The following is an 11,768-nucleotide window of genomic DNA, read 5'->3' on the forward strand; positions in this document are numbered from 1 at the left end:
TACGGGAGGCCTGAGCTGCTCGTGTACGAGCGTCGTACCAAGGCTTGAACGCGCCCCATAGCGATAGTAGGCCGGAGAACACATACAGGAGGGTGATGATGATCTGCACGGTTCAGTCTCTCGGGACTTGGATGGGATCTCCTTCAGACAAGACGTACACATGTCGGATCTGCCGAAGTTCGTGCCGCTTGAGCACGTGATGGAGGAACTATCCATCTCGAAGTCCCAGGCCTACGTTCTCGTGCGCACCGGAGACCTGCGAGCAATCCAGGTGGGTGGCCGCGGCCAGTGGCGGGTCGATCTGGCCGAGCTCGAGGAGTACTTCGAAAGGGCCTACGCGGCTACTGATGCCGAGGTCGACCGGTAGTCGCACTTCGGGGCAGAAGTTTTACCACGAGGACCCTCTCGTCACACTTCCCATGGGGTCACGGCATGAGGTCAAGTGCCGTGGGGTCGTCAGTCTTCAGGGACCCCGTAGTCCCAGCCGTCGACGACCCTGCCCACGTATCCGTCTTTGATGATGGTCTCGAGGAACTCGGCGACGTCACATGGCCAATCCACCGGGTAACCGTCGGCGTCTTCCACGTCGCTGCAGTGGGAGCAGTACGGTCCAGGGTCGTTGATGCTCTCGTCCACAAGTGAAAGCGCTGGGAGCCCATCGTGCTCTCCTGGCCGCGGGTCGTGCACCGCACGCTCTGATTCCACCAAGGCCTTGCATGCAATGCTGTCGCGCGCCATGGCCAGTCGTTTCTCGACGTGGGCAAGGTCGTGGGTGTCGATCTCTCGAGGCATGGCGACCACGGTAATGCGGCTCACGACTGCAGCCAACGCCGCGTGTGTGGATCCGTGAGGAAATTGCAGTGAGGGACCAGCTCATCACGGGGCGTCTAGGGCGCGGCGGAGTGCGGGACGATCCTCGGTCATGGCGGGGTCCTTTCGGGCATGAGGAAGGCCCGCCACCTGGTGGGGTGGCGGGCCTTACGGGTGGAATCAGGCGTCTGAGGAGCGGTGGCAGCTCTCGGCCCGGATCATTAGTTCGCTCGCGGGGATCCGCAGGACGTCTGCGATCTTGAACAGGCCGGGGACGGGCAGGTCGCGTTTGGCATCGATCCAGTTGTAGAGGGCCGACCGGGAGACGTCGGCGCGCTTGGTGAAGTCCTTGAGTGTGATGCGTTGGGCGGCTGGTGATGCCCTCGGGGATACGAAGGGGAAGGAAGACCGGACAGTGCCGGTGCCAGGATTCCTCGCCACGATGCTCGAGGATGCGGTGTCGGGCGCCGCTGGGCCGGATGCGTTGATCTTCCCGGCCCCGCGTGCGGAGTATCTCCGGCAGCCGGGGAAGTCCCGCGTCGTGGATGGCTAGCGGGTCGGGGTGAAGTGGTGGGAGCGCGCCCTCGATGCCGCGGTGGTGGAGTGGATGACTCCGCACGATCTCCGGCACACGGCGGCATCGCTCGCGGTGTCGGCCGGCGCGAATGTGAAGGCGGTCCAGCAGATGCTGGGCCACAAGTCTGCTGCGATGACGCTTGACCGGTACGCAGGTTTGTTCGATTCGGACCTTGATGATGTGGCTGTGAGGATGGATGCGCAGCGCGGGCACGCTTTGGGCACAATCCGTGGGGAACGATGGGGTACTGAGCCCGATTCTCAGGGATTGCTGGGGATCGTCAGGGACGGGGATCCCGGCCACGGATAGCATGGGTGCTGGTCGCGAGATGACGGGGCAAAGTTTCGAGCCCCTTCTCGCGCACGCATCACCCCTGCGTTGAGGAGACAGCTTCATGACCCTGTTCGGACTCGTCCGCCATGGGCAGACGGACTACAACCTGAAGAACCTGTTCCAGGGGTCCTCTGACATCCCCTTGAACGCGACCGGGATCGCCCAGGCGCATGCCGCCTTCGATGAGCTGCCGGCAGTGGACTGGGACGTGGTGATCACCTCACCGCTGCAGCGCGCCGAGCAGACCGGGCGGATCATCGGCGAGGACCACCGCATCCCCTTCGGCGGCACCGACGCCCGCCTGGTGGAGATCGACTGGGGCGCTGCCGAGGGTCATGCCGTCGAGGAGATGGAAGCGACCTATCCGGGACGCTCGTTCCCCGGGCGTGAGGACCACCAGGCGGTCGCCGACCGCGGATACGACGCCCTGGAGGCGCTCGAGGAGCGCTACCCGGGCAAGAAGGTGCTCGTCGTCGCGCATGGCACGCTGATCCGTTTCCTGCTCTCGGGCATCATCGAGCAGCCGATGCCCTCGATCCCCAACGCGACGCTGTCCCTGGTCGAGCTCGAGGGCATCACCTGGCGGGTCCGGATGATCGCCGGCGCGGAGGTCGATCATGCAGTCAAGGTGGTCTCCCGTGCGCAGAATCCCCGCTTCTTCGTCGAGAAGTCTCAGCTGGCCCCGGCACAGATCGCCGCCGGCACTGACCGAAGCACCCCCGCAGGAGGAGACACCGCATGAGCAATCGCACCGCCGTGGATTCCGAGGGCTCCTGGTTCGAGCCTGAGCAGGTCACCGAGCTTCGTCGTCGGCTGCCGATCCCCTACGTGGACATCATTCCTGTGCGCACCGATGTGGATGGCTCCGTCGAAGAGGTCGGTCTGCTGCTGCGCGCCTCCGGGGCCGGGCAGATCGTGCGCGCGATCGTCTCCGGTCGGGTGCTCGTGCACGAGACGATCCGGGAGGCGATCGCTCGACACATCGAGAAGGACCTGGGTCCGATGGCGATGCCGCGGATCCCGGTCTCCCCGGTGCCCTTCACCGTCGCCGAGTACTTCCCCACCCCCGGCGTCTCGCCCTTCCATGATCCGCGCCAGCACGCGATCTCGCTGGCCTATGTGGTGCCGGTCGATGGAGAGACCGCCCCGCAGGAGGATGCGCTCGAGCTGGCCTGGTTCGGGGTCGACGAGCTGCTCACGGACTCCTCTCCGCTCGAGGAGATGAACGGCGGCCGGGATCTGCTGATCCGGCGCGCGCTCGCCCACGTCGGCGCCGCCTGAGCGGGCCGAAGGACGCCGGCGGCCCCGGCTCGGAGGTTCCTCTCCGGGCCGGGGCCGTCGTCATCTCGGCGGCGTGGCAGTTCAGCCCAGCAGCTGGGCGACGTGGCCTGCGAGGGCCCGGAAGGCCTTCCCACGATGGGAGATCGCATCCTTCTCCGCAGGGCTCAGCTCGGCGGCCGAGCGCGTCTCGCCTTCGGGCCGGAACAGCGGGTCGTATCCGAATCCGCCCTCGCCATGACGTTCCCGCAGCAGGGTGCCCACCATCTCGCCCCGTTCGACGCTCTCGGTGCCGTCGGGGGCGACCAGCGCGGCCGCGCAGACGAACCGCGCCCCGCGATGCTGCGCGGGGACATCACCGAGCTGCGCGAGGAGCAGGTCGTTGTTCGCCTCATCGTCCCCGTGCCGGCCGCTCCAGCGGGCGGAGAAGATGCCGGGCGCTCCGCCGAGCACATCGACCGCGAGTCCGGAGTCGTCGGCGACCGCGAGCAGCCCGGTGGCCGCCGCTGCGGAGCGGGCCTTCAGCAGAGCGTTGCCCTCGAAGGTCACCGCGTCCTCGACCACATCGGGAAGATCGATGCCGGCCGAGGAGATGATCTGCTCGGGAGCGAGACCGGGTACCGCTGCGGCGAGGATCCGCTGCAGCTCGGCCAGCTTCTTCGCGTTGTGCGAGGCGAGGATGACCCGCGACCCGTCAGGGATCGCAGCGTGCGGTCCGCTCATCGCTGCTCGGCGAGGACGTCGCGCTGGATCTGTGCAAGCTGCGCGCAGCCGTCCGTGGCGAGATCCAGCAGTGCTCCCAGCTCGGTGCGGTCGAAGGGTGCGCCCTCGGCGGTGCCCTGCACCTCCACGAAGGAACCGGAGCCGGTGACCACGACGTTCATGTCGGTCTGCGCGGTGACATCCTCGCGGTACTCGAGGTCCAGCAGCGGTCCTCCCTCGACGATGCCGACGCTGATCGCGCTCACCGAGTCGGTGAGAACCTGCTTCGCCGCCGGCAATGCGGTGTGCTGCTTGCCCCACGTGATCGCATCGGCGAGCGCAACATACGCACCGGTGATCGCGGCAGTGCGGGTGCCGCCGTCGGCCTGGAGCACATCGCAGTCCAGCTGGATGGTGTTCTCCCCCAGGGCGTCGAGGTCGATAATCGCGCGCAGCGAGCGCCCGATCAGGCGGGAGATCTCGTGGGTGCGGCCGCCGATCTTGCCCTTGACGGATTCGCGGGGGGACCTGGTGTTGGTCGCGCGGGGCAGCATCGCGTACTCGGCGGTGACCCAGCCGGATCCGGAGCCCTGCTTCCAGCGCGGCACACCGGCGCTGAAGGAGGCGGTGCACAGCACGCGGGTGCGGCCGAACTCGATCAGGGCGCTGCCCTCGGCCTGGTCCAGCCAGCCGCGGGTGATGCGCACCTCGCGCAGCTGGTCGGGGGTGCGGCCGTCGACACGATCGCCGGCAGGGGTCTGGTTCGTAGAGCTCATGGAGCTCCTTCCTCGAAGTGGGGAGAGAGAATCAGCCTGATCAACAGCCATCGACAGTCGCTCGTCCTTCACAGCACGTCGATCAGGGATGCACCTCGAGGATATCCATCGGACGGACCACCGTGATCGGACCGGAGTGCACCGCGCGCGCCTCCGCGAGCGGGATCTCAGGATCCGTCCACGCGGGGATGTGGGTCAGGGCGAGATGCCGCACCCCCGCTCGAGCCGCGCTCTCCCCGGCGCGACGGCCGGTCAGGTGCACACCGGTGAAGCGGTCATCTCGTCCCTCGATGTACCCGGCCTCGCACAGGAAGAGGTCCGCGCCGTGCGCGAGCTCGTCGAGCGCGTCGCAGGCGTCGGTGTCGCCCGAGTAAACGAGCGTGCTGCCGCCGCCCGTGACCCGGAAGCCGTAGGCCTCGACCGGGTGGAGGACGGCGCGGGTCTCGAACTCCAGCGGGCCGATGGTGAAGCGATGGTGGTCCGTGAGCACATGGTGCTCGAAGGGTGCACAGTCCACGCCGTCGGGGATGTCACCGTCGCGACCCAGCACTGCGGAGATCCGCTCGGGCAGCGGCGCCGGGGCGAAGATCGGCAGCTTCCCCAGGTCGTTCCGCTCGTGATAGGCCCAGAACACCTCGAGGCCGGTGAGGTCGAGATAGTGGTCGGGATGCAGGTGGGAGACGACGACCGCGTCCAGTTCGGCGGGGTCGATGACGCTCTGCAGAGGGCCGAAGGCGCCGGAGCCAAGGTCCATCAGCACCCGCCAGAGACGGCCCTGTGCGTCCTCCTGCTCGATCAGGTAGCTGGACGCCGCCCCGTCGGGCCCGGCGAAGCTGCCGCTGCAGCCGATGATGTGGACCCTCATGCCTGCACCACCGGCAAGGAGGCGGTCACGTCGAAGGTGGGGCCCAGGAACCGGCGCGAGAGGCGGGCGAAGTGGGCGCTGCCGTCCCCCGCTGCCGTCTGGGAGAACACGTGGCGGGGAGCGCGCTCCGTCTCCCGCAGCTGATCGGTGCCGCGCAGCTGCCGGTACACATCCAGCGCGGTCTCCTCCGCGGAGGAGACCAGGGTGACGTCCGGCCCCATGACGTAGCTGATCGGGCCGGCGAGCATCGGATAGTGGGTGCATCCAAGCACCAGGGTGTCCACGCCGGCCTCTCGCACCGGGGCCAGGTACCGCTCGGCGACCTCGATCACCTCTTTGCCGCTGACCACGCCGTTCTCGACGAACTCGACGAAGCGCGGGCAGGCCTGCGCTGTGAGGGTGAGATCGGGGGCGGCCGCGAAGGCGTCCCCGTAGGCACGGGAGGTGACGGTGCCCTGGGTGGCGATCACCCCGACCCGTCGGTTGCGGGTCGCGGCGACGGCGCGGCGCACGGCCGGCTGGATGACCTCGACCACGGGCACGTCGTACCGCTCTCGGGCATCGCGCAGCACGGCGGCGGAGGCGGTGTTGCAGGCGATGACGAGCATCTTCACGCCATGGCCCACGAGCTCGTCCATGATCTCCAGCGCGAGTGACCGGACCTCCGCGATGGGCCGCGGCCCGTACGGGCCGTGCGCGGTGTCGCCGATGTAGACCAGCTCCTCCTGTGGCAGCTGGTCGAGGACGGCGCGGGCGACGGTCAGCCCGCCCACCCCGGAGTCGAAGATCCCGATCGGCGCGTTGTTCATCCGGGCAAGGCTAATCTCGACAGCCGTCCATAGCAGTGACGGCACGCTCACTGCGTGCGGTTTCACAATTCGCGCACTGTCAGCCCAGGGCGCGGAGCGCCGTCAGTCCAGGGCGCGCAGCAGGCTCTCCTGCAGCCAGGAGAGCAGTTCGTAGACGGCGATCACGATGTCGGAGCTGACATGCTCCTCGTCGCCGGAGCGATCCGCCCCCTCGACCCGTTCTCCGATCTGCTGCAGCATCCGCACGGTGTCGAAGTCCCCGTCGCGCTGGAGATCCAGGCGATCGGCGAGGACGATCCTCACGTCGTTCAGGGCGCGCAGCATCGCCATCGCCCCTGCGTCGTCGAGCACGATCTCGCTGTGCCCGCCGCCGGTCGCATCCAGCACCTGCATCACCGTGCGGAGATCCAAGAGCTTCCCGTCGGCGAGGTCCTGCTGCCCCAGTCGGCGGTATTCCGCCGCGAGCTCCGGATCCTCCGAGGCTGCGGGGAACAGCCGCTTGACCGCTGAGTCCGACGGTTCTCGGGCGTCCCGGCCGGCGAACTCCGCTTCGAGCCGGCGCAGCGGGTCCTCGCTCTCGGCGGCTCGGCGCAGCACGTCACGCCCGGTATCGATCCCGAGATCGGCACGGATCAGGTCCGCCGTCTCCTGGGCTACCTGGGTGAGGATCGCCTTCTCCTCGCCGTCGAGCCTGCAGGCCAGACTGCCGTCGGCCCGGCGCCGGAATGCGTGCGCCATCAGTCCTCCCCCGCCTTCTCGAGCGTGGCCCGCAGACCGAAGGAATGCATGGCCTGGACGTCGGTCTCCACCCGCTCCCGGGAGCCGTGAGAGACGACCGCGCGGCCCTCCTCATGGACCTGCATCATCAGCTGCTCCGCCACCAGGCGCGAGTATCCGAAGTAGCGACGGAACACGAAGACCACGTAGCTCATGAGGTTCACGGGATCGTTCCAGACCACGGTGCGCCAGGGGCCATCCGCCTCGCTCATCACCTCCACGCCGGGAGAAAGAGCGGTGCGCGTCCCCGTCGCCGGGTCCGCCCTCGGCATCTCCACCGGCATGCACATTCCTCCTGAGCTCCGTCGTGCCTGCTGAGATCGAGACACAACAGGACGAGTCTACGGGGCGCGCCCCGCCTCTCGCAGACGCGGCACGCATTACCGTGGACACCGTGACTTCTGCCCTGCTCACCGACCTCTACGAGCTGACGATGCTGGAGGCCGCCCGAGAGGCCGGCACCGCCTCGCGGCGCTGCGTCTTCGAGGTGTTCACCCGTTCGCTCCCCGACGGGCGCCGCTACGGCGCGCTCGCGGGCACCGGGCGCGTGCTCGACGCGATCGCCGACTTCCGCTTCGATGATTCCGACCTGCGCTATCTGCGCAAGGCCGGCGTGCTGAAGGAGGAGACGCTCGCACACCTGTCGGACTACCGGTTCACCGGAGATGTCCACGGCTATGAGGAGGGCGAGCTCTACTTCCCCGGCTCGCCCGTGCTGCGCATCGAGGGCAGCTTCGAGAACGCGGTGCTGCTCGAGACCGTGGTGCTCTCGATCCTCAACCATGACAGCGGGGTCGCCTCCGCCGGCTCCCGCATGACCACCGCCGCCCGTGGCCGGCCCTGCATCGAGATGGGCGGGCGCCGAGTGCATGAGGACGGGGCGATCGCCGCGGCCCGCGCCGCGTACGTCGTCGGCTTCGCCTCCACCTCGAACCTCGCCGCAGGCGCCCACTACCGGATCCCCGTCGCCGGCACCGCCGCTCATGCCTTCACACTCCTGTTCGACACCGAGGAGGAGGCGTTCCGTGCCCAGCTCGCCTCCCAGGGCGTGGGGACGACGGTGCTCGTGGACACCTATGACGTGGAGACCGCGGTGCGCACCGCGGTCGAGCTGGCCGGGCCGCAGCTCGGTGCCGTGCGTCTGGATTCCGGCGACCTCGGCGAGCAGGCGGTGCAGGTACGTGCGCTGCTGGATTCCCTCGGCGCGACCGGCACCCGCATCACCGCGACCGGCGATCTCGACGAATACCGGGTCGAGGAGCTGAAGGACGCCCCACTGGACGGCTACGGCATCGGCACCCGCCTGGTCACCGGTGGCGGGCACCCCGCTCCCGGCTTCGTCTACAAGCTGGTCGAACGGGAAGATGCCGAGGGGCAGATGCAGCCCGTCGGGAAGCGATCCAGCGGCAAAGCCACCCTCGGCGCCGGCAAGGCCGCATACCGGATGCTGGTGGGCGAGCGCGCCCACGCCGAGCTGGTCCTGCCCGGCGAGGCGGAGGTCGCCGAGTTCGAACGCGAACTCACTGCGGAGCTGACCTCGGAGTCAGCGAATCCGGACTGGGCCCGCACCTCGCTGCGACCGCTGCAGAAGCCGCTGCTCCTGGGCGGCGAACCGGTGGACGCCGCGAGGGCGCCCGATCGGGTCCAGGCGGCGCGGGCGCGCCACGCCACCTCCGTCGCCGAGCTCGGATTCTCCGCCGACGACGGGCCCGACGGACCGGTCGCGATCCCGACCCTCACCGATGGCACGGAGGCCGCGCGGATCCTGCGCTGAGCAGATCCAGCGCTGAGCAGATCCAGCGCCGTGCGGATCCTGCGCCGTGCGGGTCGAGCGGCTCAGCGGCGGCCGACGAACCAGCCGCGCACGATCCCGATCCGTTCCTGGATCTGTTCGGCGCTGGCCTGGGCGACGGCTGGCCCGCCGCTGCGGCTGCGCAGCGTGTTGTGGACCGAGCCGTGCGGGGTGCCGGACTTCTTCGCCCAGGCGGAGACCAGGGCGCTGAGCTCCTTGCGCAGCTCCATCAGCTGCCGGTGGTCGACCACGCCGGGAGTGACCGGGGTGTTCGCCGTCCCGTTCTTCTGCCGGCGCGCCTGCTGCTGGGCCTGCTGCTGCTGGAGCACCTCACGCATCTGATCGGCGTCGAGCAGGCCCGGGATGCCCAGGAACTCCTGCTCGTCCTCGGAGCCGATCATGCCGCCGGCACCGTATTCGCCGCCGTCGAACAGCACCCGGTCGAAGGAGGCCTCCGATTCGAGCGCCTCGAAGGTCATCTCCAGCTGATCGCTCGTCTGCTCAGGGCGGTTCGCCTGCTCGATGAGACTCTCGTCGAGGCCGGTCTCCTCATCGCCGCCCTTGGGCCGACGATCGAGGACGTGGTCGCGCTCGGCCTCCATCTCGGCGGCGTGGCCCATCAGGATCGGGACCGTGGGCAGGAAGACGCTGGCCGTCTCGCCACGGGTCCGCGAGCGCACGAAGCGGCCCACGGCCTGGGCGAAGAACATCGGAGTGGAGGTCGAGGTGGCGTAGACGCCCACGGCCAGGCGCGGCACGTCCACGCCTTCGGAGACCATGCGCACCGCGACCATCCACCGGTCCTCGGAGGTGGAGAAGTCCTCGATGCGCTTCCCGGCGCCGACGTCGTCGGAGAGGACCACGGTGGGCGCCTGCCCGGTGATGTCCTGGAGCGTCGCGGCATAGGAGCGCGCGGCCTTCTGGTCAGTGGCGATCACGAGTCCACCGGCGTCGGGCACATGGCGCCGCACCTCGGTGAGGCGGCGATCGGCCGCGGAGAGCACCGACTGGATCCACTCCCCCTTGGGGTCCAGCGCTGTGCGCCAGGCCTGCTGGGTGATGTCCTTGGTCTCGAGCGCGCCGAGCTGGGCGGAGACCTCGTCACCGGTCTTGGTGCGCCAGTGCATCCGCCCGGAGTAGGTCATGAACAGCACCGGGCGCACCACATGGTCGCGCAGCGCCTCGCCGTAGCCGTAGGTGTAGTCGGCCTTGGAGCGCAGGAAGCCCTCGCCGTCCTGCTCGTAGGTGACGAAGGGGATCTGTGAATCGTCCGAGCGGAAGGGGGTTCCCGTCAGCGCGAGCCGGCGGGTGGCCGGATCGAACGCATCCCGCACGCCGTCGCCCCAGGTGCGGGCGTCGCCCGCGTGGTGGATCTCGTCGAGGATCACCAGGGTGCGGTCGGCTTCGGTGCGGGCACGATGCAGCGCCGGGTGCATGCCGATCTGCGCATAGGTCACCGCGACGCCCTGGTAGTGGCTGCCGTGGGCGCCCTGGGCGTTGGAGAAGTTCGGGTCCAGCGAGATGCCCACGCGGGCGGCGGCATCAGCCCACTGGGTCTTCAGGTGCTCGGTCGGCGCGACCACCGTGATGCGGCGAACGGTGCCCTCGGCGAGGAGCGCCGCCGCGATCTGCAGCGCGAAGGTGGTCTTGCCGGCGCCGGGTGTCGCGACGGCCAGGAAATCCTTGGGGGCACGGGCGCGGTACAGCTCGAGCGCCTCGGCCTGCCAGGCACGAAGCTTGGGGACGGTTCCCCAGGCGGCACGTTCGGGGTACGCGACGGGCAGCGATCGCGCGGCCGCCTCGGAGGGCTGGCGGGGATCGCTCGTGGAGAAAAGAGAAGGGGTACTCACAGCGTGGACCACCGTACCGCCGACGGGTGACGACCCGCCGACGGACGCGGTGTGAGGAAGGTCCGGCGCGCCCCCGGGCTCCGAAGAGCGCGCCTGGTCAGCAGCGCCTGGCGGGTCAGCGCCGCCCGCCGAAGAAGCCGCGGAAGCCGCCGCCCTTGCCGGAGCCGCCCTTGCCGTCGCCGCCGTCGTTCGGCTCGCGCATCCCCTCGTAGATCTCCTTGCACTCCGGGCACACCGGGTACTTCTCGGGATCCCGGCCGGGCACCCACACCTTCCCGCACAGCGCGATCACGGGCGTGCCGCCGAGGGCGGCCTGGGTGACCTTGTCCTTGCGCACATAGTGCGCGAACCGGTCATGATCGCCGTCGTCGGTCTTCTGGTCCTGTTCCTGCAGCTGTCGGTCCAGCACCGCGGTGCTGCCGGGCGCCGCGCCCGGATCGTCGCTGTAGGGGTCCATCCGGGACGGGTCGGAGGTGGAGGACATGACTGCTCCCTGGCTAGGTGACGTGATGCCTCGATCGTACCGGCACCCTTCCCGACGGGCCGGTCCCACTCGGGTCCTCGTTTCCCTCCCGGCGGCCCCTCGATGCTCCGCGACGGCGTGACGGCCTCGCCTCCCCGATCGCTGGCCACGGGGCTGGAAGAATGCCGGCCATGGACGTCGCCGTCGATTTCATCCGCCGCCTGCCCTCGGAGATCCGACGGGTGGGTGGCTCGCTGGTGTGGCGGCTGGGCCTGCTGGCCCTGGCCCTGCTGCTGAACATCGGCTTCTATCTGCCCTCGCTCCCGGAGGGAACCCCGGGCACCGACATGCCCGGCCTCGACAAGGCCGTGCATCTGCTGGTGTTCGCGCTGACCGTCTTCGCCGCGGGCCGGGTGCTGGCACCGCGGAAGCGGTTCCCGATGGGCTGGGTGGTGATCGTCGCCCTCGCGCATGCGGTGCTGATCGAGCTCGTGCAGCTGGTGGCGATGCCGGCGCGCAGCGGCGACGCCGCGGACGTCCTGTTCGATGTGGTCGGCATCGCGCTCGGGCTCGCCGTCTGGGTGGGGGAACGGGTGCTGCGACGAGCTGCCGCCCAGCACCAGGTAGACCCCGAGGACGAGCCTGCGGAGCTCAGCACGCGCTGACCCGCAGAGGTCGAACAGCAAGAACGGCGCGCCCCGTGCCGTGCGCGCCGGTCTGCGGCGCAGGTCCTGGG

At 69.3% G+C, this 11,768-nt stretch carries 16 protein-coding genes; 6 read left to right on the forward strand and 10 right to left on the reverse strand.

Annotated features, from left to right (window positions below; genetic code table 11):
• Positions 1-160: 160 nt before the first annotated feature.
• Positions 161-367: a helix-turn-helix domain-containing protein gene (locus ACT3T9_RS18560; RefSeq protein ID WP_444607271.1), complete on the forward strand. Its 207-nt coding sequence runs from the start codon at positions 161-163 to the stop codon at positions 365-367.
• Positions 368-456: 89 nt separating this feature from the next.
• Here ACT3T9_RS18560 and ACT3T9_RS18565 read toward each other — a convergent pair whose 3' ends face one another.
• Together ACT3T9_RS18565 and ACT3T9_RS18570 are read right to left on the reverse strand one after the other, a co-directional pair.
• Complete coding sequence (locus ACT3T9_RS18565; protein ID WP_444607272.1) at positions 457-792, reverse strand: hypothetical protein; 336 nt, start codon at positions 790-792, stop codon at positions 457-459.
• Positions 793-990: 198 nt separating this feature from the next.
• Positions 991-1,251: a helix-turn-helix domain-containing protein gene (locus ACT3T9_RS18570; protein WP_444607273.1), complete on the reverse strand. Its 261-nt coding sequence runs from the start codon at positions 1,249-1,251 to the stop codon at positions 991-993.
• A 166-nt stretch (positions 1,252-1,417) separates the two neighbouring features.
• On the opposite strand from ACT3T9_RS18570, the gene ACT3T9_RS18575 reads away from it, so the two are divergent.
• The 3 genes from ACT3T9_RS18575 (at position 1,418) to ACT3T9_RS18585 (ending at position 3,001) form a co-directional block, all read left to right on the forward strand.
• Positions 1,418-1,696, forward strand: a complete 279-nt coding sequence (locus ACT3T9_RS18575) for a tyrosine-type recombinase/integrase (protein ID WP_444607281.1) — start codon at positions 1,418-1,420, stop codon at positions 1,694-1,696.
• 85 nt (positions 1,697-1,781) lie between these two features.
• Entirely contained in the window at positions 1,782-2,462 is a 681-nt protein-coding gene (locus ACT3T9_RS18580; RefSeq protein WP_444607274.1) for a histidine phosphatase family protein, read from the forward strand.
• A complete protein-coding gene (locus tag ACT3T9_RS18585) occupies positions 2,459-3,001 on the forward strand; it encodes an NUDIX hydrolase family protein (RefSeq protein WP_444607275.1) in 543 nt (180 codons plus the stop codon). The genes ACT3T9_RS18580 and ACT3T9_RS18585 overlap by 4 nt, the downstream gene beginning before the upstream one ends.
• A gap of 81 nt (positions 3,002-3,082) precedes the next feature.
• Here the strand turns inward: ACT3T9_RS18585 and rdgB are convergent, their stop codons facing one another.
• From rdgB to clpS, 6 genes are all read right to left on the reverse strand, one after another.
• The gene (gene rdgB, locus ACT3T9_RS18590) at positions 3,083-3,721 is read right to left on the reverse strand and encodes an RdgB/HAM1 family non-canonical purine NTP pyrophosphatase (RefSeq protein WP_444607276.1); all 639 of its coding nucleotides are present in this window, start codon (positions 3,719-3,721) and stop codon (positions 3,083-3,085) included.
• A complete protein-coding gene (gene rph / locus ACT3T9_RS18595) occupies positions 3,718-4,476 on the reverse strand; it encodes a ribonuclease PH (protein WP_444607277.1) in 759 nt (252 codons plus the stop codon). The genes rdgB and rph overlap by 4 nt, the downstream gene beginning before the upstream one ends.
• 82 nt (positions 4,477-4,558) lie before the next feature.
• Complete coding sequence (locus ACT3T9_RS18600; RefSeq protein ID WP_441443228.1) at positions 4,559-5,341, reverse strand: MBL fold metallo-hydrolase; 783 nt, start codon at positions 5,339-5,341, stop codon at positions 4,559-4,561.
• Positions 5,338-6,150 carry a glutamate racemase gene (gene murI / locus ACT3T9_RS18605; protein ID WP_444607278.1) on the reverse strand — a complete coding sequence of 271 codons (813 nt, stop codon included), beginning with the start codon at positions 6,148-6,150 and terminating at the stop codon, positions 5,338-5,340. The genes ACT3T9_RS18600 and murI overlap by 4 nt, the downstream gene beginning before the upstream one ends.
• Positions 6,151-6,252: 102 nt before the next feature.
• Positions 6,253-6,888: a DUF2017 domain-containing protein gene (locus ACT3T9_RS18610; RefSeq protein ID WP_444607279.1), complete on the reverse strand. Its 636-nt coding sequence runs from the start codon at positions 6,886-6,888 to the stop codon at positions 6,253-6,255.
• Positions 6,888-7,211 (reverse strand): ATP-dependent Clp protease adapter ClpS, encoded by a 324-nt coding sequence (gene clpS, locus ACT3T9_RS18615; RefSeq protein ID WP_441443231.1) that lies wholly within the window; start codon positions 7,209-7,211, stop codon positions 6,888-6,890. The genes ACT3T9_RS18610 and clpS overlap by 1 nt, the downstream gene beginning before the upstream one ends.
• Positions 7,212-7,321: 110 nt before the next feature.
• Here clpS and ACT3T9_RS18620 point away from each other — a divergent pair, with 110 nt between their 5' ends.
• Entirely contained in the window at positions 7,322-8,701 is a 1,380-nt protein-coding gene (locus ACT3T9_RS18620; RefSeq protein ID WP_444607280.1) for a nicotinate phosphoribosyltransferase, read from the forward strand.
• A gap of 62 nt (positions 8,702-8,763) precedes the next feature.
• Here ACT3T9_RS18620 and ACT3T9_RS18625 read toward each other — a convergent pair whose 3' ends face one another.
• Positions 8,764-10,581, reverse strand: coding sequence for a DEAD/DEAH box helicase (locus tag ACT3T9_RS18625; RefSeq protein WP_441443233.1), 1,818 nt, complete (start codon positions 10,579-10,581; stop codon positions 8,764-8,766).
• A 103-nt stretch (positions 10,582-10,684) separates the two neighbouring features.
• Positions 10,685-11,053, reverse strand: coding sequence for a DUF3039 domain-containing protein (locus ACT3T9_RS18630; protein ID WP_444599509.1), 369 nt, complete (start codon positions 11,051-11,053; stop codon positions 10,685-10,687).
• Between the two features lie 170 nt (positions 11,054-11,223).
• On the opposite strand from ACT3T9_RS18630, the gene ACT3T9_RS18635 reads away from it, so the two are divergent.
• On the forward strand, positions 11,224-11,697 hold the full coding sequence (locus ACT3T9_RS18635; RefSeq protein WP_441443235.1) for a VanZ family protein: 474 nt from the start codon (positions 11,224-11,226) through the stop codon (positions 11,695-11,697).
• The last annotated feature ends 71 nt before the right edge of the window (positions 11,698-11,768 follow it).

The sequence above is a fragment of the Brachybacterium sp. AOP29-B2-41 genome (assembly GCF_052378395.1).
GTDB lineage: Bacteria > Actinomycetota > Actinomycetes > Actinomycetales > Dermabacteraceae > Brachybacterium.